The sequence below is a fragment of the Lactococcus cremoris subsp. cremoris NBRC 100676 genome (genome assembly GCF_001591705.1).
GTDB lineage: Bacteria > Bacillota > Bacilli > Lactobacillales > Streptococcaceae > Lactococcus > Lactococcus cremoris.
The window spans coordinates 1-22,840 of the sequence record NZ_BCVK01000031.1; the positions used below are offsets into that span (position 1 = coordinate 1).

General features: G+C 35.9%; 23 protein-coding genes and 2 tRNA genes. 16 read left to right on the plus strand and 9 right to left on the minus strand.

The features are described 5' to 3' along the window. Positions 1 to 8 precede the first annotated feature (8 nt). The 5 genes from LLA01S_RS06760 to LLA01S_RS06780 all read left to right on the plus strand — a co-directional run bounded on the left by LLA01S_RS06760 (position 9) and on the right by LLA01S_RS06780 (position 3,020). Positions 9 to 80 (plus strand) — tRNA-Glu (locus LLA01S_RS06760). 36 nt (positions 81 to 116) lie between these two features. Continuing rightward, a tRNA-Asn gene (locus tag LLA01S_RS06765) sits at positions 117 to 190 on the plus strand. A gap of 96 nt (positions 191 to 286) precedes the next feature. Next, positions 287 to 1,228, plus strand: coding sequence for a tRNA modification radical SAM protein MnmL/YtqA (gene mnmL, locus LLA01S_RS06770; RefSeq protein ID WP_061778030.1), 942 nt, complete (start codon positions 287 to 289; stop codon positions 1,226 to 1,228). Between the two features lie 143 nt (positions 1,229 to 1,371). Then, positions 1,372 to 2,007, plus strand: coding sequence for a tRNA 5-(aminomethyl)-2-thiouridylate-methyltransferase MnmM (gene mnmM, locus LLA01S_RS06775; protein WP_021166386.1), 636 nt, complete (start codon positions 1,372 to 1,374; stop codon positions 2,005 to 2,007). Positions 2,008 to 2,132: 125 nt separating this feature from the next. Continuing rightward, positions 2,133 to 3,020, plus strand: coding sequence for a GRP family sugar transporter (locus LLA01S_RS06780; RefSeq protein ID WP_011836175.1), 888 nt, complete (start codon positions 2,133 to 2,135; stop codon positions 3,018 to 3,020). Between the two features lie 74 nt (positions 3,021 to 3,094). On the opposite strand, the gene LLA01S_RS06785 is transcribed toward LLA01S_RS06780, so the two are convergent. Next, a complete protein-coding gene (locus LLA01S_RS06785) occupies positions 3,095 to 4,399 on the minus strand; it encodes a serine hydrolase (protein WP_011677321.1) in 1,305 nt (434 codons plus the stop codon). 427 nt (positions 4,400 to 4,826) lie between these two features. On the opposite strand from LLA01S_RS06785, the gene LLA01S_RS06790 reads away from it, so the two are divergent. The 9 genes from LLA01S_RS06790 to purR all read left to right on the plus strand — a co-directional run bounded on the left by LLA01S_RS06790 (position 4,827) and on the right by purR (position 13,404). Continuing rightward, a complete protein-coding gene (locus LLA01S_RS06790; protein ID WP_011677320.1) occupies positions 4,827 to 5,078 on the plus strand; it encodes a hypothetical protein in 252 nt (83 codons plus the stop codon). 356 nt (positions 5,079 to 5,434) lie between these two features. Next, the gene (locus LLA01S_RS06795) at positions 5,435 to 5,596 is read left to right on the plus strand and encodes a hypothetical protein (RefSeq protein ID WP_011677319.1); all 162 of its coding nucleotides are present in this window, start codon (positions 5,435 to 5,437) and stop codon (positions 5,594 to 5,596) included. A 395-nt stretch (positions 5,597 to 5,991) separates the two neighbouring features. Next, a complete protein-coding gene (rpsL, locus tag LLA01S_RS06800; RefSeq protein WP_003129874.1) occupies positions 5,992 to 6,405 on the plus strand; it encodes a 30S ribosomal protein S12 in 414 nt (137 codons plus the stop codon). Between the two features lie 18 nt (positions 6,406 to 6,423). Next, positions 6,424 to 6,891, plus strand: coding sequence for a 30S ribosomal protein S7 (rpsG, locus tag LLA01S_RS06805; protein ID WP_003129876.1), 468 nt, complete (start codon positions 6,424 to 6,426; stop codon positions 6,889 to 6,891). A 262-nt stretch (positions 6,892 to 7,153) separates the two neighbouring features. Continuing rightward, the gene (fusA, locus tag LLA01S_RS06810; RefSeq protein WP_014573452.1) at positions 7,154 to 9,283 is read left to right on the plus strand and encodes an elongation factor G; all 2,130 of its coding nucleotides are present in this window, start codon (positions 7,154 to 7,156) and stop codon (positions 9,281 to 9,283) included. Between the two features lie 356 nt (positions 9,284 to 9,639). Beyond that, the gene (locus LLA01S_RS06815) at positions 9,640 to 9,903 is read left to right on the plus strand and encodes a hypothetical protein (protein WP_011836172.1); all 264 of its coding nucleotides are present in this window, start codon (positions 9,640 to 9,642) and stop codon (positions 9,901 to 9,903) included. Continuing rightward, positions 9,903 to 11,330: a DUF6287 domain-containing protein gene (locus LLA01S_RS06820; protein ID WP_061778031.1), complete on the plus strand. Its 1,428-nt coding sequence runs from the start codon at positions 9,903 to 9,905 to the stop codon at positions 11,328 to 11,330. The genes LLA01S_RS06815 and LLA01S_RS06820 overlap by 1 nt, the downstream gene beginning before the upstream one ends. Before the next feature lie 2 nt (positions 11,331 to 11,332). Beyond that, positions 11,333 to 12,301 carry a DUF6287 domain-containing protein gene (locus tag LLA01S_RS06825; protein WP_014573448.1) on the plus strand — a complete coding sequence of 323 codons (969 nt, stop codon included), beginning with the start codon at positions 11,333 to 11,335 and terminating at the stop codon, positions 12,299 to 12,301. A 287-nt stretch (positions 12,302 to 12,588) separates the two neighbouring features. Further along, positions 12,589 to 13,404: a pur operon repressor gene (purR, locus tag LLA01S_RS06835; RefSeq protein WP_010906422.1), complete on the plus strand. Its 816-nt coding sequence runs from the start codon at positions 12,589 to 12,591 to the stop codon at positions 13,402 to 13,404. A gap of 47 nt (positions 13,405 to 13,451) precedes the next feature. Here purR and lepB read toward each other — a convergent pair whose 3' ends face one another. From lepB to LLA01S_RS06855, 4 genes are all read right to left on the minus strand, one after another. Continuing rightward, complete coding sequence (gene lepB / locus LLA01S_RS06840) at positions 13,452 to 14,078, minus strand: signal peptidase I (protein WP_011836168.1); 627 nt, start codon at positions 14,076 to 14,078, stop codon at positions 13,452 to 13,454. An 11-nt stretch (positions 14,079 to 14,089) separates the two neighbouring features. Continuing rightward, positions 14,090 to 14,968, minus strand: coding sequence for a ribonuclease HIII (gene rnhC / locus LLA01S_RS06845; protein WP_011677311.1), 879 nt, complete (start codon positions 14,966 to 14,968; stop codon positions 14,090 to 14,092). 146 nt (positions 14,969 to 15,114) lie between these two features. Next, entirely contained in the window at positions 15,115 to 15,786 is a 672-nt protein-coding gene (locus tag LLA01S_RS06850; RefSeq protein WP_011677310.1) for an ABC transporter ATP-binding protein, read from the minus strand. Positions 15,787 to 15,801: 15 nt separating this feature from the next. Further along, entirely contained in the window at positions 15,802 to 16,872 is a 1,071-nt protein-coding gene (locus LLA01S_RS06855; protein WP_061778032.1) for an ABC transporter permease, read from the minus strand. Between the two features lie 398 nt (positions 16,873 to 17,270). Between LLA01S_RS06855 and rplM the strand changes: the two genes are divergently transcribed. Together rplM and rpsI are read left to right on the plus strand one after the other, a co-directional pair. Continuing rightward, entirely contained in the window at positions 17,271 to 17,717 is a 447-nt protein-coding gene (rplM, locus tag LLA01S_RS06860; RefSeq protein ID WP_010906417.1) for a 50S ribosomal protein L13, read from the plus strand. A gap of 19 nt (positions 17,718 to 17,736) precedes the next feature. After that, positions 17,737 to 18,129: a 30S ribosomal protein S9 gene (rpsI, locus tag LLA01S_RS06865; protein WP_004254378.1), complete on the plus strand. Its 393-nt coding sequence runs from the start codon at positions 17,737 to 17,739 to the stop codon at positions 18,127 to 18,129. Positions 18,130 to 18,191: 62 nt separating this feature from the next. Here rpsI and LLA01S_RS06870 read toward each other — a convergent pair whose 3' ends face one another. The 4 genes from LLA01S_RS06870 to LLA01S_RS06885 form a co-directional block, all read right to left on the minus strand. Next, on the minus strand, positions 18,192 to 19,241 hold the full coding sequence (locus LLA01S_RS06870; protein WP_061778033.1) for a tyrosine-type recombinase/integrase: 1,050 nt from the start codon (positions 19,239 to 19,241) through the stop codon (positions 18,192 to 18,194). 91 nt (positions 19,242 to 19,332) lie between these two features. Further along, positions 19,333 to 19,524, minus strand: coding sequence for a helix-turn-helix domain-containing protein (locus LLA01S_RS06875; RefSeq protein ID WP_011677307.1), 192 nt, complete (start codon positions 19,522 to 19,524; stop codon positions 19,333 to 19,335). A gap of 232 nt (positions 19,525 to 19,756) precedes the next feature. After that, a complete protein-coding gene (locus LLA01S_RS06880; RefSeq protein WP_023164738.1) occupies positions 19,757 to 21,247 on the minus strand; it encodes a Rep family protein in 1,491 nt (496 codons plus the stop codon). Between the two features lie 263 nt (positions 21,248 to 21,510). After that, positions 21,511 to 22,797: a cell division protein FtsK gene (locus LLA01S_RS06885; RefSeq protein WP_375378679.1), complete on the minus strand. Its 1,287-nt coding sequence runs from the start codon at positions 22,795 to 22,797 to the stop codon at positions 21,511 to 21,513. Positions 22,798 to 22,840: the final 43 nt, after the last annotated feature.

A 22,840-nucleotide genomic window follows, 5' to 3' on the forward strand; every position in this document is an offset into this window, starting at 1 on the left:
AAAAGTATGGTCCGTTGGTCAAGGGGTTAAGACACCGCCTTTTCACGGCGGTAACACGGGTTCGAATCCCGTACGGACTATATTATTAAAACTCGGGAAACCGAGTTTTATGTTATTGCGGATTAGCTCAGTTGGTAGTAGCGCATGACTGTTAATCATGATGTCGTCAGTTCGAGTCTGACATCCGCAGTTTTTTAGAGAGACTTTGAGGTCTCTCTTTTTATTATATTTAAGAAAATAATTGATTTTTTTTGATATAATTTGATAAACGGAGAAATTATATAAAATGCAAAAACGATATACAACTTGGAATGAATATTTAAGAAAAAATTTTGGTGAAAAAATATTTAAAGTTCCTATTGATGCTGGTTTTGATTGTCCTAATCGTGATGGTACTGTAGCACATGGTGGTTGTACTTTTTGTACGGTTTCTGGCTCAGGTGATATGATTCTCGAACCAGAAGCACCAATTGCGGATCAATTTGCGGCTGAAGTGACCCAATTTCATAAAAAATGGCCTGGCGTTAAGAAATATATTGTTTATTTTCAAAATTTCACTAATACACATGCCCCTGTAGAAGTGTTACGTGAACGATTCGAACAAGCAGTAAATCAACCAGATGTTATCGGAATTTCAATTGGGACACGTCCAGATTGTTTACCAGATGATGTTGTAGAATATTTAGCAGAGCTTAACCGTCGGATGGAAGTTTGGATTGATTTAGGATTGCAGACAACTTATGAAGAAACTTCTGATATGATTAATCGTGCTCATGATTATGAAACTTATGTGGATGCTGTGAGACGTTTACGTGTTTATGGCATTAATGTGTGTACACATTTAATTAACGGATTACCAGGTGAAACGACAGAAATGATGTTGGAAAATGTGCGCCGTATGGTTTTAGACTCTGATATTCAAGGGGTGAAACTACACTTACTCCATTTAATGAAGCAGACTCGCTTGCAGCGTGATTATCATGAGGGAAAATTACAGCTAATGTCACAAGAGGAATATGTGCAAGTTATCTGTGATCAGCTGGAGTTGATTCCTAAGGAAATCGTCATTCATCGATTGACTGGGGATGCTCCACGTGATTTGATTATTGGACCAATGTGGTCTTTGAAAAAATGGGAAGTATTGAATAGTATTGATGCCGAAATGGAACGACGCGGTAGTATTCAAGGCTGTAAAGATGTTCGTAAAAGCGGTCTAATTACTTTTTAAATTAAAAGAGATGAATTTTTATTCATCTCTTTTTGCAAAGTTTGATACAATAATAGTAAGATGATGGAAAATATTAATGACAAACTTATCGGTAATCTCTTGAATTGGTATATAAAAATAATTAGAAAGTGATGAGTAAATAGATGTTAAAACAGATAGAAATGGCCCACTGGATGTTGAAAGACATCATAAATGTTGATGATGTTGTGGTAGATGCAACGATGGGGAATGGCTATGATACGCTTTTTTTAGCAGAATTAGGAGCTAAGGTATATGCTTTTGATGTACAAGAGGCAGCCCTAGAAGCAACAGAAAAGCGTTTAGAAAACAAAGCAATAAAGACGCAAATAATGAAAAAGGCTTCTCCAGTTGACCAGTCTACCCTATCACTAAAGGAACAGACTTTCAATGAAGTTTCTATGACAGAGCCGTCAGTAGACTTGATTTTGGCTGGGCATGAAGAACTGATTAATTACGTTCAAAGTCCGGTTAAAGCTGCTATCTTTAACCTTGGTTATCTACCTAAAACGGATAAAAATATAGTTACAAGGGCAGAAACGACTCTGTCAGCATTATCGTCCTTGACAGATTTGTTGGTTGTGGGTGGTAGGATTGCGCTTGTTATTTATTACGGTCATGAAGGAGGAGAGGAAGAAAAAAATGCTGTCATTAATTGGGCTTCAACTTTGCCACAAAAGGACTGGGAAGTGACTTCTTATGCACCTCTTAATCAAATTCATACTCCACCAATTCTAGTACTTATTGAAAAAAGAAAATGAATTTAAATGAACAGTTATGAATTTTGTGTATTCTTTTATCTCTTGTTTTTTCCAAAAAAAAGAGTAAAAGAGAGAAATGCTTAATTTTTAAGTAAAAAAACTATTTTAAAGAGGTAAATATAAACATGCAAGGAGTTCTTCTCGCGCTTGTTCCAATGTTTGCTTGGGGTTCTATCGGATTTGTAGCTAACAAATTTGGTGGAGATGCTAAACAACAAACACTTGGAATGACATTAGGCGCTTTTGTTTTTGCACTTATTGTTTTCTTATTCCGTATGCCAACATTGACATGGCAAATTTTCTTAATTGGATTTATTGGTGGTTTACTTTGGGCGATTGGTCAATTTGGTCAGTTTAATTCAATGAAATACATGGGTGTTTCTGTAGCAAGTCCACTTTCTTCAGGAAGCCAATTAGTCATTGGTGGTTTAATTGGTGTATTTGCTTTCCATGAATGGACAAAACAAATTCAATTTATTCTCGGATTTATTGCGATGGCTGTCTTAGTGGTTGGTTTCTATTTTTCTGCTAAACGTGACCCTGAAAATGCTGTTGTTGAAGAAGGACGTAATTATACTAAAGGTTTGACGGCTTTAACTTACTCAACTTTGGGTTATGTTGTTTATGTTATTTTGTTTAATAACTTGTCAGCACTTTGGTTCAATGTTCATTTTGATACATTGACAATCATTTTACCAATGTCAGTTGGAATGATTTTTGGAGCGCTTGTAATGGGTCGTTTCAAAATTAAAATGGAAAAATATGTATATCAAAACATGATTGTTGGTGCAATGTGGGGCGTAGGTAATATCTTTATGCTCATGGCTGCTAGTGCGGCTGGTAATGCCATTGCCTTCTCATTCTCACAATTGGGTGTCATCATTTCCACTATCGGAGGAATTCTTTTCCTTGGTGAAAAGAAAACCAAAAAAGAATTGGTTTATGTTGGAATCGGTATTGTTTTGTTCGTAGCAGGAGCAATTCTACTTGCGATTGTAAAATCTAAAGGTTAATAAAAAACGCTGTCAGTAAATAGACAGCGTTTTTATTCGCTAATTTTACTGACCAATTTTTCTGTCAGTAAATTTTAGAGTTTTTCATTAACAAAATTAACAAAATGATTCCAAAAAACTTTTGGAGCACTACTACGTGGTACTGTTTTTTTAGCAACTAAAGGAATCTTATCTGCTGTACAATTTGGAAGATAGCCTAAACTATCTTTCACTGTAGTAGAAAGAGTGACTAATTTTTGATTTTTAGTGATTGTTGCTTCAACTGTGGCATTCTTTTTCTTATCGAACTTGATTACTAATGGTTTCGTGTCAGCACTACCATCTGTAGCGTAGGGAACAACAGGGGTGACATTTTGTGGCGCAACAAGTTGAACTGATTTTTCTTTTCCATCAGTCACAGCAATTTCTTTAAAATCATCTAAAGATTGATTTTTTTGTACAAGGTTGGTTGTACGCCAATGCCCATAAACATAGTTCATCAGCTGATTTGTTAGGGTAAACGGTGTTGAGTTATCAGCGGCAGGATCTGTGGCTTCTAAAACAACTGTGATAATTCTGAAACCATTTTGATTGGTTGTTCCAGCAAAACAGTCAATTTGGAAACTAGTTGACCCCGTTTTTAAACCATCTACACCAGTTCTTGAAGTAGAAAATCCACTAAGCATTTGGTTGGTATTGGTTAAAGTCATTTTTTCTTCATTACCTGTATCAAAAGGAATTTCTGTTTTCTTAGTAATTTGAAGAACTTCTGGAAAATCTTGAATTAAGTGATAACTGAGTGTTGCAACGGCTTTTGCACTCATTGTATTTGTTGCTGAGGCGCCAGAACCTGGATAAATATGACCATTCAAATCATCATTTGGTAAGCCGGAAGCATTGACGAGATGGCTGTCAGTAATTCCCCAATCTTTCATTTGTGCTGTCATCATATCAACAAATTTTGGTTCTGAGCCAGCAATTTTTTCAGCTAGAGCGACAGCAGCAGAATTTGCGGATGGAAGAAGCAACGCATTCAATAAATCTTTGACAGTATACTGACCATTTTGAGCTAGCGGAATGTTGGAAGCATTAGAATTTTGAGTTAATTCATAAGCATAGTCTGAAATAGGAACCTTAGTAGTCCAAGTTAATTTATTCTCAGCTACATTTTTGTAAACTAAATAAGCTGTCAGTAATTTTGTGATAGAAGCAATTCGTGTGCTTGCATCGTCAGCATTTTGCGCGTATAAAATTTTACCACTTGAGGCGTCAATAGCAATTGCTGATTTTGCGGCAACTGTAAAGTTATTTGTTGTAGTAGTATCAGCACTGACAGCAAAGCCCGAAAGGACTGATAAACTCATCAGTAAAGTACAAAAAATAATTGCAATTTTTTTCATGATTTGATTATAACATAGTGACTTAAGAGATACAAATAGCCCTCAAATAATGTATCAGCACTTTTTAAACCCACAAGTAAAAAGCTAGAAAAACTCTAGCAAATTTTTGTCAGAAAAAAGGTAATCTCAATTATCTAGAATATGCATTTTATTTTGTAGGCAATTTGGTTATTCCTAAAAATTGAAGGAGACACCTAACCACAGGGGCATATTTTACCTATTTTGTGATAAAATTAAACTAGGACAAACTCGCGTGGATCATCCACATTTTTAAAATGTTTATGAAAATTTATTATAAAAGGAGAAAAATTTGAATTGATTTTAAAACATGAGGAAATTGTTTTAGTTCTAAAAGAAAAAGTAATTTAGGACTAGGGGAAAAAATAAATATTAGTGTCTTAGAATTTTAAAAAAGGAATATCAAATTATGAGAGAAGTACCATTTTGTCCGATATTAATCTTTTTTGCGTTTTTTATACTAATTTATCTAGGGCTAATAATAGCGATAATCATGACGGCATTTGTCAATACTTTTCGTAAAAATGAAAACATAGATGAACTGTTTTTAGATAGATTTGAACGGCTGACTAAAGAATATTTTTATACTTTATTTAAAAAAGGATATAAACCTAAAAAAGGAGAGCTACCTGAATGGATTCGATGGATAAGTAAGCCCTAAGGGAAATGTTTGCTTAGTCCTTGATTTTAGAAAGACGAAAAGTATTAGTATGCTTAAAAATAAGAATGTTATTCCAAGTCTTAATTCTATTAAACGAATAATTTAGGAGTCAAAGGCAAGTGACCGATAATAGTTTATAATTTATTGGAAGAATCTATTTAAAACAAGAACTTTAGTTACTTTAATGTTATCCTTTTTCCTCACCCTGTACTTGAAAGTACACCTTATCTCCATTTAGAAAGGAGTTTATGAATAAAGACAGACTGTCTATTATCATAGAAATAATTTTTATTTTACTAATCATTGTTTATGCTATTCATCAGCTAGACTATTAAACATTCATGGAGGGATATATCATGAAAAAAGACGAAATCATCGAACTATCAGACGGACAAACTGCAACAATTATTACTGGAGATGAATCTAGCATTTTAAATAATAGTTATATTGTTAAACTTGAAAATGGAGAGGTTAGAGTGGTTGACAGAAAAACCTTGACTCTAGCGGCAACTAAATAACTCAAAATATAAGCTTAATCGCTTTTTAAAAAAGGATTAAAAGTAAAAAATAGATTGACAATCACTGTAAAAAATGATATTATATTAAACGGTACTTTTTACTTTGGACTCTCAGGAGAACTTGTATAAGTTGCTAAACTTCTTGTCAGAACTTGGCTTAAGCGACCATATACTGACTAAAAAATTGATAAAAGAAATTGAGTTCGATTTCCCATATTCTAGGAAAATAGACAAATGTTTCCAAGGAACTTCGTTCCTCTCCAACGTTTTCTAATTTTCTACGAATATAAACGGTCAATCTCACATCTTAAATCATCCAATAAAAAGAAAGGAATGCTTTTGTATTTCTCATCGCTTCGCAGAAATGTGGAAAAATATAAAAAGCAGACAGTAAAATGCCTACAATTAACCAATTGGTACGCAAACCACGTCGTGCTCAAGTGACTAAATCTAAATCACCAGCAATGAACGTTGGCTACAACAGCCGTAAAAAAGTACAAACTAAACTTGCAAGCCCACAAAAACGTGGAGTAGCAACTCGTGTTGGTACTATGACTCCTAAAAAACCTAACTCAGCGCTTCGTAAATTCGCGCGTGTACGTCTTTCAAACCTTATGGAAGTAACAGCGTACATCCCAGGTATCGGACACAACCTCCAAGAACACAGTGTTGTACTTCTTCGTGGTGGACGTGTAAAAGACCTTCCAGGGGTACGTTACCATATCGTTCGTGGTGCACTTGATACAGCAGGTGTCGCTGACCGTAAACAAAGCCGTTCTAAATACGGTGCTAAAAAACCAAAAGCTTAAGAAGGGAGATAAGTAAGAATGCGTAAAAATCGTGCCCCAAAACGTGAAGTTTTGGCAGATCCAATGTACAACTCAATCGTCGTAACTCGTCTTATCAACCGCGTAATGCTTGATGGTAAACGCGGTGTTGCGGCTCAAATCGTTTACGGTGCCTTCAAACAAATTGAAGAAGCTACTGGAAACAACCCACTCGAAGTCTTCGAAACTGCTATGGAAAACATCATGCCAGTTCTTGAAGTTCGCGCTCGTCGTGTCGGTGGTTCTAACTATCAAGTCCCAGTTGAAGTTCGTCCAGAACGTCGTACAACTCTTGGTCTTCGTTGGTTGGTAACAATCGCTCGTAACCGTGGTGAACACACTATGCAAGACCGTTTGGCTAAAGAAATCTTGGATGCAGCTAACAACACAGGTGCAGCAGTCAAAAAACGTGAAGATACTCACAAAATGGCTGAAGCTAACCGTGCGTTTGCTCACTTCCGCTGGTAAAATCGTAATTGCGTCATGGCTACTTCGTCGAAAGAATCCTCGTGTACTTCGGTACGCTTCGGAACCTTTGTCCTCGTATCCATTTAGCAATTCCAATTTTACAATCTAAAAAAGATTGCGAAAACATCGAATTGATGTAAAAACGAACATTACCGGGCTTGGGCTCCTCGCCTGCTCGGTTTTGTTTTAATTTTTTAACATAAATTTGATACAATAAAACTAATGAGAAATTCTCATGACTAAAATCAAATAGGAGAACAAAATGGCTCGCGAATTTTCACTTGCTAATACACGTAATATCGGTATCATGGCCCACGTCGATGCTGGTAAAACAACAACAACTGAACGTGTTCTTTACTACACTGGTAAAATCCATAAAATCGGTGAAACTCACGAAGGTGCATCACAAATGGACTGGATGGAGCAAGAACAAGAACGTGGTATCACTATCACATCTGCAGCAACAACTGCAGAATGGAAAGGTAATCGCGTAAACATCATCGACACACCAGGTCACGTGGACTTCACAATCGAAGTACAACGTTCACTCCGTGTTCTTGATGGTGCTGTTACCGTTCTTGATGCTCAATCAGGTGTTGAACCACAAACAGAAACTGTATGGCGTCAAGCGACTGAATACGGTGTTCCACGTATCGTTTTTGCTAACAAAATGGACAAAATCGGTGCTGATTTCTACTACTCACTTTCTACTTTGGGAGATCGTTTGGGTGCTAATGCTCATCCAATCCAAATTCCAATCGGTGCAGAAGATGACTTCATCGGTATCATTGACTTGGTAACTATGAAATCTGAAATCTATACTAATGACCTTGGTACAGATATTAAAGAAACTGTTGTAGGTTCAGACGAATTTAACGCTGAATTGGCATCTTTGGATTTCAATGCAGAAGAATACACAGAACTTGCAAACGAATGGCGTGAAAAACTCATCGAAGCAATTGCTGATTTCGATGAAGATATCATGGAAAAATATTTTGCTGGTGAAGAAATTCCTGAAGCAGAACTCAAAGCAGCTATCCGTAAAGCAACAATCAATGTTGACTTCTACCCAATGCTTGCTGGTTCTGCCTTCAAGAACAAAGGTGTTCAAATGATGCTTGATGCAGTTATTGACTACCTTCCAAGCCCACTTGATATCCCTGCCATCAAAGGTGTTAACCCTGATACAGACGAAGAAGACGAACGCCCAGCTTCAGATGAAGAACCATTTGCAGCTCTTGCTTTCAAAATCATGACTGACCCATTCGTTGGACGTCTTTCATTCTTCCGCGTTTACTCAGGTACACTTGATGCTGGTTCATACGTTTTGAATACTTCAAAAGGTAAACGTGAACGTATCGGACGTATCCTTCAAATGCACGCTAACACTCGTAAAGAAATCCAAACAGTTTACGCTGGGGATATCGCTGCTGCTGTTGGTTTGAAAAATACAACAACTGGTGACTCATTGACAGATGAAAAAGCTAAAATCATCCTTGAATCAATTGAAGTTCCAGAACCAGTTATCCAATTGATGGTTGAACCTAAAACTAAAGCTGACCAAGATAAGATGGGTGTTGCCCTCCAAAAATTGGCTGAAGAAGATCCAACTTTCCGTGTTGAAACAAACCCAGAAACTGGTGAAACAGTTATCTCTGGTATGGGTGAACTTCACTTGGACGTTCTTGTTGACCGTATGAAACGTGAATTCAAAGTTGAAGCAAACGTTGGTGCGCCTCAAGTTGCTTACCGTGAAACATTCCGCGCTGGAACTTCAGCACGTGGATTCTTCAAACGTCAATCAGGTGGTAAAGGTCAATACGGTGACGTATGGATTGAATTCACACCTAATGAAGAAGGTGCTGGATTTGAATTTGAAAATGCTATCGTCGGTGGTGTCGTTCCTCGTGAATTCGTACCAGCCGTTGAAAAAGGTTTGGTAGAAACTATGGCTAACGGTGTCCTTGCTGGATACCCAATGGTTGACATTAAAGCTAAACTTTATGATGGTTCATACCATGATGTCGATTCATCAGAAACTGCCTTCAAGGTTGCCGCTTCTCTTGCAATGAAAGAAGCTGCTAAAACTGCGAAACCAGCAATTCTTGAACCAATGATGAAAGTTACAATCACTGTTCCTGAAGAAAACCTTGGAGATATCATGGGTCACGTGACTGCTCGTCGTGGTCAAGTTAACTCAATGGAAGCTCACGGTAAATCACAAATCGTTAATGCTTTCGTTCCACTTGCTGAAATGTTCGGTTACGCAACTACTCTCCGTTCATCTACACAAGGACGTGGTACTTTCATGATGGTATTTGACCACTATTCAGACGTACCTAAATCAGTACAAGAAGAAATTATTGCAAAAAACGGCCGTAACGCTGACTAAGCTTTAATTTTTAAAATATGAAATAACCTGTCAGTAATGGTAGGTTATTTTTTTACTAACAAGATTTTCTTTGGTTTAGTTTCACTTTATCTTGGCTTAATGAACTATTAAGTCAAGGAAGTTATAATGTATTTATTCCAAAAAAATTTTTTCATAACTTTACTCCTAAAAGTGAGAAAGCGGTATCTAAGTGATACTGCTTTTTTTATTTCTATCATTGAATTATTACTTAAAACACAGGATTGTTAAAATTTTGACAATCTATTAATGATAGTGTAGACTCTAAATTAGATACTTTGGAAAGTCTTTAGTACCAACTTATAACAGCTTTGCTGTCATTTTATGGAGAAAATTTTATGGATATGAATCAAGTTTCACAAGTTATTTTAACCAATCTAGTATTAATCATCGCGTTGGCAATTATTGTTAGTGTGATTTGGGCTCTTATTAAATATTCTATCGTTGACATTGTTTGTGAGTACGATTTAGAGCATCCAATTATTACATTTTTTATCATTTGGATCATTCCATTCGGTTTTTGGATTGAGATGTTTAGAAATACTTGGGTGGATAATACAAAACGATTAGTTGTTTCAAATGCTTACAAAGGAAATGAATAATGAAAGAACACAAAAAAGGAATAAAATTACCGCTTTATGCTGCTATTTTGGGACTTGTTGTGTTGGCGCTTATTATTATTGTTGTGGTTTTTCATAATTTATCCTCTGATAGAAGTCCAAAAATGACAGGGAGTTCCTCAAAAAAGCTTGTGTCTATTGATGATCAAATTGGAAAATGGGCAGAAACTTATACTGCTGGAAATACAACATGGAGTACAAATATTGTCATCAAAAAAGATGGAACATATGTTCGGCATGATACCGCAGGTGAAGATAATCTTTTGGTGAATCAAGGATTGGAACTGGCAGAAACATCGGGAAAAATTACAAAAGGTAAAGTTGAAGTAAGTAGCAAACCTTTTGCTAATGTAAAGTATGTTTATGAAATTCCAAATAACGGAGTTTTTAATGAAAGTTCCGCCACTGATAAAAGTACAGCTGTGAAACCTGTAGTTTATTTTAAACTTACGAACGCATCAGTATCAACGAATCAAGGTGATGGAAGAGTGAAAGTCGAAGAAAATCATGATGTGACATATCTTTTTGGGATAGAGGGGACCTATGAATACTCATATAGTATTGCTCGGGGAAGCACAAATGAACGAGCTTTAGTGAGTAATTCGGGGGAGATGGTCTTTAACCGGTATAAGCTTTCGCAAAATTTTGATATGCCTGTAAAAGAGTTAGTCATGCCTGATTGTAGGGATTTAACGGAGAGTGAAACGACGGATAAAATTCAAAATGTATTACCTTATCACAGAAACTTTTTATTCTATGACCAAGAGGGAAAGCAATCGAATGCAGAAACTGCAGGAGATTTACCGCTGGATTACGTTTATAATTTAACCACACAAAAGCGAGTGAATGCGGGAGAAAGTTTTTTGAGTACAGATGTCTTGGCTATTTATACAGCTAAAAAACCACTTGTGAAAATGAATCTGTCAGAAATTGCGCAAGGAAATTATGAAAGTATTCAAGGAACTTGGTTAAATGAGTCTGGAAATACAATTATCGTCAGTGGAAATACGATGTCTATTTCGGATTTCACTGCTACAAAAAATGCTATGTCAGCAAAAGTTGACGGTCTCAGTATTGATATTCCTAGTTTGAATGATTCGGCAACTGGTGCGCCCAAAAAGACATCAGGTCAAAGCACAGATGATAAAGCAAAAGATTTTAATCCATTTGCTGGGCAAGCAGAGTATGATAAAAATTTGAAGGTGAGTGAATCGGTTCAAACAGCAGGAGTGTTGGAGTTTGGGACTACTTTAGTCAGTTCGGGAATTTACTTTGGGTTTGCTCCAGAAAATGTGAGTGTAATTTCTGGAGGGGCAGATGTCACAGATGATACTAAAGCTAGGATTTTTGTCAATGGTGGACAAAACGGAGTGGTCTTTAGTAAGCCTTATTATTTACAAGGGGAGTAAAAATGAGAGAAGATAAAAAAGGCATAAATGTACCACTGTATGCCTCTATATTAGGATTTATTGCGTTAGCCTTTATTATTGTTTTAGTGATTGTTCATAGTTTGTCAGCTGTTGGAAGAACAAATGCTTCGAAAGTAACAAAAAAGTCTACGCAGCATTCAATTTCGTCTACCAGACGATCGAGTCAAAAAGCGAATCCTTCTTCAGTAGCACCAACAGCTGATTTTTCAAAATGGGCTAAAAGTTATAATTTTTATTATTTAAAATCGGGCGATGCCCAATCAAGTTTGACTATTAGTCAGGATGGAAAAGTGATACAGTCACAAAATTCTTCTGACAAGCGTGTTTTTACAGGAAAAGCAAGTATTTCTTCGGATAATAAAGAGGTACTGAGTTATGTGATTAATGGTCAGTCTACGTTTAAAATGCCAAAGCAGAAAACGATAAAAGCTGATGTTAAAATTCAGGTGACATGGGATAGTGATGGAAGCATCCAGGATTATTATGGTTATCAAACCTACACAGGTCAATATGCACTGACAGACGGAATTGCGCGTGCTTCTGGGGTGGATGAAGTATGGGTAAGCGACGTGGACAGTGGAATGAATTTATCAGAGATTATCTTAGGAAATTACGAAAGTATCCAAGGGACTTGGGAGAATACTAAGGGAGACATACTACTGGTGGCTGACAATGGAAGATGCTCAGTTTCTGCATGGAAATGGTCAGGAAATTTAAGGATTGGTGGCACAGTACCAGAGGGAATTTACGACCATATTGCTTGGGCTTCTGGTAGTCCAGCTCCTATGCCAGATGGAATTGCATTTATGTTCGCTCCTGCAGGTGTATCGCCAACTAATGTTGGTGGTCCAGATTTAACTGATAGTTCAAAGGATAGGATTGTTGTCTGTAATAATGGAGGACAAACTGTTTTTGGTGAGCCAGGTAGTGCCTATTACAAAGTAAAATAAGTATTAATCAGTAACTTTTAGTTTCATTTTATCTTGACTTAATGAAAGATTAAGTGTGAGTGACTATAATGAACTTATTCCAAAAAAGTTTTTTTCATAAATTTACTCCTAAAACTGAACAAGTGGTATCTAAATGATACTGCTTGTTTATTTATTGAAGTCAAAAAAATACTAATAGAGGCTCATTTATGAATCTGGAAGCTGTCAGTAAATTGTTTCATGTGAAACTTGAATGTTCGGAAATACCATGCTATAATAAGCTTATCAAATAGGAGATGAGATAATAAATGAAAAGAAACGAACGTTTAGTTGATTTTACAAATTTTTTAATTAATCATCCCAATCAAATGCTAAATTTAAATGAACTGAGTAAACATTATGAGGTAGCCAAATCCTCTATTTCAGAAGATTTAGTATTTATCAAACGTGTTTTTGAAAACCAAGGAGTAGGTCTGGTTGAAACATTTCCAGGTAGCCTTGGAGGAGTTCGGTTTACACCTTACATTACTGACGAACGTTCGTTGGAAATGAGTCAGGAAATTGCTGAACTTTTACGTGAAGAAAATCGAATTTTACCCGGAGGATATATTTATCTGTCAGATATTTTAGGTACTCCATCAAATCTTCGTAAAATCGGTCAAATTATTGCTCATGAGTATCATGAAAAGCAAGTTGATGTTGTTATGACCATTGCAACAAAAGGAATTCCAATTGCTCAGTCAGTTGCTGAGATTTTAGATGTTCCCTTCGTAATTGTTCGTCGTGACCCTAAAGTGACCGAAGGAGCAACGCTCAATGTAAATTATATGTCGGGTTCAAGTTCTCGTGTTGAAAATATGACCTTATCCAAACGGAGCCTTTCAATCGGTCAAAATGTTTTGATCGTTGACGACTTCATGAAAGGTGCAGGAACAATCAATGGAATGAGAAGTCTTGTTCATGAATTTGATTGTTTACTTGCCGGTGTTGCCGTTTTTCTTGAAGGACCATTTAAAGGTGAACGATTGATTGATGATTATAAATCAATCTTGAAAGTTGACCGAATTGATATTGCCAATCGTTCAATTGATGTTCAATTGGGAAATATATTTAATGACAAATAAAAAAGTTACTGACAGACATTCTGTCAGTAACTTTTTTGCTTATTTACTTAAAAGAAAGAAATTTTATTGAGTGGCCAAACTCGTAATTTGGCTTCACCAATAATCGCTGAACGTTTGAAACTTCCAACTGCTCGGCTATCTTGAGAGACAACACGATTATCTCCCATTAAGAAGTATTGTCCGTCAGGGACTTTGACTGTAAAGGTTGGATTACCAGTACTATCAGTTGTAAAAGCTTTGGTGCTCTGAGCTAAGCTTACAAATAAACTACGATTTTGATCAGTTAATGCTTTTGTCAAAGGATAGTTCCCGTAAGTTTTTTCCAATTGACCATCAGCCAATTGTTTTTGATAGTCTTTGAGATAGTTTTCTGGATAAACCTTATTATTGATAGTAAGTTGGTCATGGTCGAATTTTATAGTGTCCCCAGGCATCCCAACGACACGTTTGACAATATCTTTGGTTGAACCATCAGCCGCGTTTTCTTTAGCAACTACAATATCAAAACGATTAATTTTTGTCGTTCTAACAATTACAAGTCTTTCTTTATCGGCTAAAGTAGGGTCCATTGAATGGCCATCAACGACAACTAGTGACCAAATAAAGACGCGCGAGAGAAGGACAGCGGCGATTATAAAGATAAATAATCCCCATTCTTTTAAAAATTTCATCATATTATTACTTTCTATAATTGAGCGATTTTCATCGCTTTTTGTGTATTGGCAAAATGTAATTTAGCTAAGTGATTCAGAGCATCAATCCCTTGACTCTTAATGATTTGAGCAGCTACTTTGTCAGACAAATTTTCTGCGCCACTGGGTAAAGTAAAGCTAGATTCTTTTGATAACTTTTTGAGATTTTCCAAAAACTTATAACGAGAAATAATTGAACTAACTGCAACAGCTAAAAATTGATCTTCAGCTTTTGTCAGTAAAGTTACGTTTGTCAGTGGGTGATTTTTTTCTGCGCTAACATATTTTTTATAATTTGCTTCGGTTGTGAAAGCATCGATAACAATACTTTCAGGCTGGCTACCGAGTTGCTTTTCAAGGAGATAAATTGCTTGATTATGTAAGGCAACCTTGATGCTGACAGCATTATAGCCCGAAGCAATCACCTCGTTATACTTCTCAGGCTCAACAACCAAGGCAACATGAGGAATCTCCTCTATCAATTTGGGGGCAATCTGACAAATTTTTTCGTCAGTTAATTTTTTAGAATCAGCGACACCCATTTCTTTTAAAAATTTCAAATGATTATCACTGACAAAACTTGCAGTAACCATTAAGCCACCAAAATATGAACCATTTCCTACCTCGTCAGTCCCAATAAGATTAGTTTGCTTTTTAGGAACAACTTGAGCAACATGTCCAAATTCACTAGCAATTTTTTCAGCATCACTTCCTTGAAAGACTACTTTTCCAGATGTATAAACAGAAATAGAAGTTTTCCCAACTTTAGCAAAAAAGCGAATATAAGGATTTTTAGAAGTCTGCTCGTAAGATTTATATTTTTCAGAGAGTTGCTGACAGGCATTAGAGCTTAATTTTAGGACAATATTCATAAGATTATTCTACCATAAATAAGAGGTTCGCGAATAAGAATCCAACTATTTGTTTAAAATATTTCTTATTAAAACCTATTATACCAAACCTCTAATAAAATAAATAAAAAAATCTCCATATTTTAAAATATAGAGAAATTTAAAAGTTAATCTGTTTTTTCACTTAAGCTTCCATCTTGCATTAAGTAAACTTTATCGCAAAAATCCACCAAACGTAAATCATGAGTGACCATGATTGTTGCTTTATTTTTTTCTTTCGCTTCTTTTGCCAATATTTTAACGACTTCGTAAGCTTTTTCAGTATCTAAACTTGCAGTCGGCTCATCTGCCAAGATAATGGAGGGGTCATTGTAAAGCGCGCGCACAATTGCAACTCTTTGACGCTCTCCACCAGAAAGCTCATCAGGATATTTATCAATTAATTTGTCTAAACCTAGGCGACTAAGCAAGTCTAGACCAGATTTATTATTTTTTCCTTTAGTGACTTTATCGACCAGTTCGAGCTGTTTTTTGACAGTAAGAAATGGAACAAGATTAGAGGCTTGCAAAATAAAACCAATTTCCTCAAAACGAACTTTAGCGCGTGCTTTTTCTTTCTTTTCGCTTAAAGTCTGACCGTTAATCCAAATTTCTCCAGAAGAAGGACTTTGCAATCCACCGGCAATAGTAAGAAGAGTGCTCTTGCCAGAGCCGGAAGGACCGATGATTGCAACAAATTCTCCCTTATCTACTGAAAAATTGGTTTCTTTCAATGCTTCAATTGTTTCGTCGCCATCTTTAAAATTCTTTTTGACATTTTTTAACTCAATTGCTTTCATTCTATTTCCTCCTACCTACCCGATTGCTTTTAAGGGATCAATCTTGACAATTGTCCTTACAGAGAACAAAGCGCCAATAATTGCGACTAAAACCATTAAGAGGGCGATGACGCCAAAGAAAAGAAGGTTTGTTTGAAAAGGGACCCCCTCAGGTAAAATCAAAGCAGAAGCAATCGTTGCTAATAAACCTATAGTCACTCCACTAACAGCTAAAATAAAAGTCTGGGCAATGACTGAATTGGCAATAAAACGGCTAGAAATTCCTTGAGCTTTCATTACTCCGAAAATTGCTATCTTTTGCATGGTCAAAACATAAATAAAGATTCCAATGACTACTGCAGCAATCACGACTAAAAAGCCAATCATGAAACCAAAAGTCAAAACTTGAGCACTATAACCTGGGAGCTTATCTATAAATTTACTGATGGATAATTTTTGAAGACCTTTAGGTTGCTGACTCACTTTCCCACGCGTAACAATAGCGTTATAAGTAGTTTTAGGTTGAAAACTAGAATTGGCACCGTAACGGACAGTTTGGAAAGTCTCCATAGAAGTATAAAGCACAGGAGAAATATTAAACTTAGCGTTATCTGTAAAACCTACAATCAGCAAAGGTTCATTGTTGCTTGCCAGCTTTACTTTATCTCCTATTTTATAATGATATTGTTTTTTCAAGCTAATATCAGCGACCACCTCGCCACTGCTTTTAAAGGATTTTCCTTCGATAACTTTTGGATTTAAAAACTCCTTTGAATTTATACCAAAAAAGCTAACGTTTTGCTTCTTATTTTCGTCAGTAGCATCATAAATGATACCAGCAGTTTGGGCGAGGACCGCTTTTTCTTTAGCGGTAAGTTCATTGGCAAGTTCAGATTCAATCATTGACATGTTGAGAGAATCATTTGCTTTCTCAGATAAAAAAATATCGGAGGCATTCCATTTATCAACAGCCATTCGATTTTCTTGAGCAAGCCCGTAGGCCAAGCCCGATAGGAAAAAAACAAGATAAGCAATTAAAAACATAACCCCAATCACAAGGGCATACCTCAATTTTGAATGTCTGATTTCATTAATCGCTAAAAACATACTATCCACCTCTTTTCTAAAATAAATATACACTTTTTCTAAATCAACTGAATAAAAAATTAAAAAAGCTCTATTTAATATTGTATTTTATAAATCTATCTATTAAAAAAAGTTTATCACACTTCAAATAAAACTACTATTAGATTGCTTAAGCCTTCTAGTATCAATGGAATAAATATTCAACAGCGAAATTTTAATAACAAAAAAATTAAGAGCTCTAAAAGCAATTAAGATATAAAGCGTTAGAAGCAAAAAAGCCTTGACAAAGCGAGGCGGAATATGATATGATGATAAACGGTATTGTTTACCCCATTTTTGTGGCCCCGGAAACCCAAAAATACTTTGCAGGACTCTTACACCTGCTGTAAACAAATTCTAGTAAAAGGAAAATAACCAAAATGATGAAAACTACATTCATGGCTAACGCGCAAAACGTTGACCGTAAATGGTACGTCGTCGATGCAACTGATGTTCCTCTTGGACGTCTTTCTGCAGTTGTCGCAAGCGTACTCCGCGGAAAAAACAAACCAACATACACACCACATACTGATACAGGAGATTTCGTAATCGTTGTTAACGCTGAAAAAATCAAATTGACTGGTAAAAAAGCAACTGATAAAGTATATTACTCACACTCACTTCACCCAGGTGGATTGAAATCAGTTACTGCTGGTGAACTCCGTGAAAAGAATGCTGTACGTTTGATTGAAAAATCAGTAAAAGGTATGCTTCCACACAACACACTTGGACGTGCTCAAGGCATGAAACTTAAAGTGTTTGTTGGCGCAGAACACACACATACAGCTCAAAAACCTGAAGTCCTTGACATCACAGGTTTGATCTAATCAGGAAGGAACGAACATAATGGCACAAGTACAATATGCCGGCACAGGCCGTCGTAAAAATGCAGTAGCACGCGTACGTCTCGTACCTGGTACTGGTAAAATCACAGTTAACGGACGCGAAGTAGAAAGCTACATCCCACACGCAGACATGCGTCTTGTTATCAACCAACCATTTGCAGCTACACAAACAGAAGGTAGCTACGACACTCTCGTAAACGTAAATGGTGGTGGTGTATCTGGTCAAGCAGGAGCTATCCGTCACGGTATCGCTCGTGCATTGCTCCAAGTAGACCCAGACTTCCGTAGTGCTTTGAAACGCGCTGGACTTCTTACACGTGACGCCCGTATGGTTGAACGTAAAAAACCAGGTCTCAAAAAAGCCCGCAAAGCATCACAATTCTCAAAACGTTAAGAAGAATCGCTATATATCAACGTTTACAATCTGGTTTTGGTCTTGGTTGGTCTTGTTAGACGTCAATCGGACAAAGAACTTAATAAATTTAAAGCATCGGCTTCTTGCTGATGCTTTTTTTCTGGCATCAACTCCAAGTAATAATTCATTGTTGTTTGAAGATTGGAGTGCCCCAACATCTTTGAGACATAGTCTAAACGGATATCATTTGAAAATAGAAATGATGCTATAGTATCACGTAATCCATGAAAAGTAGTGATGGATATTTTTAGTTCTGCTAATAACTTTTTTAATCGTTTAGATTGCTGAAATCCATCTGGGTCAAATAAATATCCATTTGATTTGGGTTCTACTGTTCTGATGATCGTGTAGACTTCATAAGTAATCGGTACTGTACGTTTTGATTTACTTGTTTTTAAACGTGTATCATCATTTGTAGGGCTTATTGATCGTGTGATATGAATTCCATTTGAAGAAATATCTTCTGGTTTTAAACCAAGAATTTCTCCTCGTCTAGCTCCTGTCTCTAGTGCAATAAGTGTAATGATATTAAATTCATCTTCTGAATGTGAAAGAAGATAGTTACGAAGAACTTTCATCTCGTTTATTGATAAAGGCTTGTTACGTTTTTCTAGTTCTTTCCCACGAGTCTTTACAAGGGAACCAAAATCATTATCTAATAATCCACGTGCATAAGCATAATGTAATGCTGTTCTTATTTTTAATAGGACTTCAGTTGTCGTTTTTCGAGAGTGATTTTTTCCGTATTCATCAATTTTCATCTGTACCACTAAATCATCAAGGTTACTGATTTTGATATCTTTGAAGAGAGAACGAACAATCGTTACTGTTCGTACATAGTTGGTGAATGTTGCAGGACGAACATCATTACGTTTCACTGTATTAACCCATGTATCAAAGAAATCGGAAAAAGTATCTTCACGTTTGGCGATATTTTTCCCTTTTCCTTTAAGTACTTCTTGTTGGTGAGCCCAAGTTTTTGCCTCAGACTTGGTAGTGAATGTTTTTGTTAATTGTTTTTGTTTTCCGTGTTCCATGATTGAAACACGTGCGCGGAAGGATTTTTGTCCTCGTTTTTCTATTGTTGGCATATCATTTTCCTTTTAGTATAAAAAATTGATAGCTGACCATTTTGATTACCCTTTTATAATAAGATTTTTTTGGTCAACTATCAACTTTTAATTAATTTATAGAATTCTTTGCAATGAATGCTTCTAAATCTGAAATTGTATATCTTTCTTGTTTTCCTATCATAAAACGCTTTAAGTTATCATTTTGACGAAAGTACTTATCAAATGATTTTGGGTCAATTCCAAGGTATTGAGAAGCGGACTCTCGCGTTAGAAGATAAGGCGCATTTTTATTATCATTCATAAATAGTACCTCGTTCGTATATTTCGATATTCAAAACAAGGCTCAGTCGATATGCTATAATAACAAAGAGCCTTGTTCTTGTTTGAAACTTTTAGTTTCAATCGTAGATAATGTCATCAGTCTTAGAATTGGTAGTCGGAGGCTGATGGTTTTTTGTTTCAATTATAGAATTTTGAATTTTATGTATCAGTTGTCTAATAGGACTACTGAAATCAAGTTCATAGAATGTTTTTTATGAGCTATTTGATCTGACTTTCGAGATTTCAACTTTCCCTAAATGTGGAAACGATTCTATTATCTCATCTGGTTTTGAATCAGAATGTTCAGTTTGTAGTTCTTTTTGTTCGACACTATTTAAATATTTTTTTGTCGAGTTTTCGAGGTATGAGTGTTGGTTTATTTCTATGATTCCCTTTTGTTGCTTTTTCCACTGCATATTACGAATGACAGTTTTGATTAAAAGGTCAAGAACAGCATTTCTAGACTGTTGATTAGGTTGAGAAAAAGAGTGCGAAGTAGTGTTAGGTTCTAGCGATTTATATCTGTGTGTGATAGAGCTGTTGTTTAATTTTTGTGGTGTAGATAAATTAAAACTACCATCAATAGTTAATAAGTAATCAATTCGTCGTATAAATTGCCCTAAATCTTCTCCTACAATTCCTTTTGCATTTTCAAAGAATTTAAATGGATGTTTGGTACTTGTAATGATGATGACCTTCGCGGAACCCAGTTTATTGTGATATCTTGCTGAAATTGGACTAATCATGTAAGGGTCTAAAAGTTTGAGCCAATCGGAAACGGTTAGGCTGTCACCCCTAATGTCATCAAGAAAGAGAATATCTTGACCATTATATTCATCAAAAGCGTTAGTTGAAGCAGTTACGCAAAAATCCCAGACTTGATTGAATTTTATAGCGACCATTTGTAAAAGTCCTATCAATTTTTTGCTTAGGGCAGTTTTACCAATTCCACTATCAGCCTTTACAAAAATTACTGTTTTCTTGAATTTACCAGCTTCAAGCTCTGCGACTGTTTTATAGCTTTTCCGTTCCCCAGCAGTATCTAATGCTTCGTTGATTTTTCGTTTATGCTGACCATATACTTTGTAATATTCATCAGTTAATAAAATTTGATTCTTAGTCAATTGACCAGCAAGCACCTCTGCAATAATCCAATCAACGCTCAAGCTTGTTTCCTGAGCTTCTTTTTTTGCTCTCCCTCTAATCCATGATTTCATTTTTCTATTGTACAGACTGACATAGTCTTCACCTAAAATTGTAGTAACTTCATTTGCTGAGTATTGATATTTTGAGTCATCTTTAGCGTGTACTAAATAGGCTTGGCAATTGTCGTAGCCATATCGCCCGGATTTTAATTTTTCCAGATACTGTGATTCAATACCCATAGCCAAAGCTAATTTTTGTAATGAAGCACCTTTATCAAATTTGAATAAGAAATGAACATGATTAGCTTTTGGTTCATCAATATTTTTCATTTTTTCTGTGTTCCAAACAGATATGGTATCTTTATTGTGGATAATACCATAAGCTTCTTCAACTTTTATGTTTTCAGAACTCAAGCGAGTTACTACCTCTTCTAATAGCGGACGACAATTTCCCTCACGTGCTGCCTGAATTGCAGTCTTATCATCCCACAACTCCCAATGTTTATCTTCTAATTGTTGTACAAGCATAATTGCTTTTAAATTTGTTTTATCTACCATGATTAAAATTATCCTTTTTAATAATTATTTTAATTATATCCTTGGTAATACAGAGGTTTGAATTTTTTAAAAACGGTCAAACCTCATGATATACCTAAGTTTTGAGTGAGGCACGGCAGTTGACAAGCCCACTGCCGTGCAGGCGTTAGAAATAGTTAGAGTTAGAATATTTCATCTTCTAAAAATGACTGATATTATGAACAGTTGATTTAACCAATACCCTAATTTATGAACCAACAGATTATTGTAATACAAAGATGTAGTCATAGGTTATCTTCAAACCAAGGCGTTTCATAAAAATGAGGAACTTCCCATTTCTTCCCAGAACTTATAATACGAGCGACACCTTGTCCTTTTCCATAACTACGTTTTGGCATATCTGAGAATCCACTCATCAAATATTTTCTTTCATCAGATGAATCCGCTGCTCCTCCAAGCATAATAACAGCATCTGAACAATTGACACGAGCCAGAGATGGAAGGAACCCTTCCTTGGTTGCAAACTGTGAAATAGCTATAATGTGAATACCTGCAGAACCACCAGTAGCGGATAGGCGGTTAATAGCAGTAGTCCACCTTGAGGTGATTTTTAAATTTTTATCAATTTTATCAAGGGATTCCATAGAAGCGTTTAAATTTCCTAATTCATCAAAAAATAGCCCGATATCTGGCATATCTTCCATTTCAAGATATTGTTCTTTTCCAGCTTCATTGATTTTTACTAGTCGTTCATCCATAACAGAACACCATAGTTCAGCACGTTCTACAATCTTGATAGGGTCAGATTCACCGTTGAATTCTTTTACATATCTGTCATATTTCGCTGAATGATATTCTACTATCCAATTTTGTAGTAACATCAAGCGAGCTATATATTTTCCTGCTAAGACTGATTTACCTGACCTAGTTCGAGCAATTATGCTCAGCATAGGGGTTATATCAGAATGCCAGACTAAATCCTTAGAGAGTCTTATAGTGTGCTTGTTTTCGCTGATAAATAGTTTTGGACCATTTCCCTTATCTTTAATATAAAAACGCTGAGAAGTAAAGGTATCTTCGAAATAGAAGATAATAAAGCTATCTCCGGCGGATAATTCAGAATTAACGATAGAAAAACGTTGGTATTTTCCTGAAAAAATCCCAGACACACATTGTTCGAAGTGTTTACGGTCTGCGCGTTCCCAGTTAGAGATGTTCTCAATAGCAATATATCCATCTGACAAATTGTGGTTTACCCAAGCGATTATTTCAGGCATTTCGTTGCCATAACGTGTTGAGTTTGAGAGGTTTAAAACATCTGTTATCATTTTGTCGTTAAATAGTTTTTTCACTTTTTTCGCTAATTTTTTAGATTTGTGAGACATAGTTGGGATAGAAAGAGTTGATACTTCTTCACGCTGTGACCAAAAGAACATTAAGGATATAAAACAGATAAAATCTATTATATATAGTACGAGTATTGCTTGAGCTAGATATGATGTTAAAATTATTGTATGACCTAGGAAGAATAACAGTGCAGTAACTAAAAGTGAAACCATTAAGGCTATCATAGAGAGCTGATAGCCTTGAGGTTTACAGTTATGGGTAGGAGTA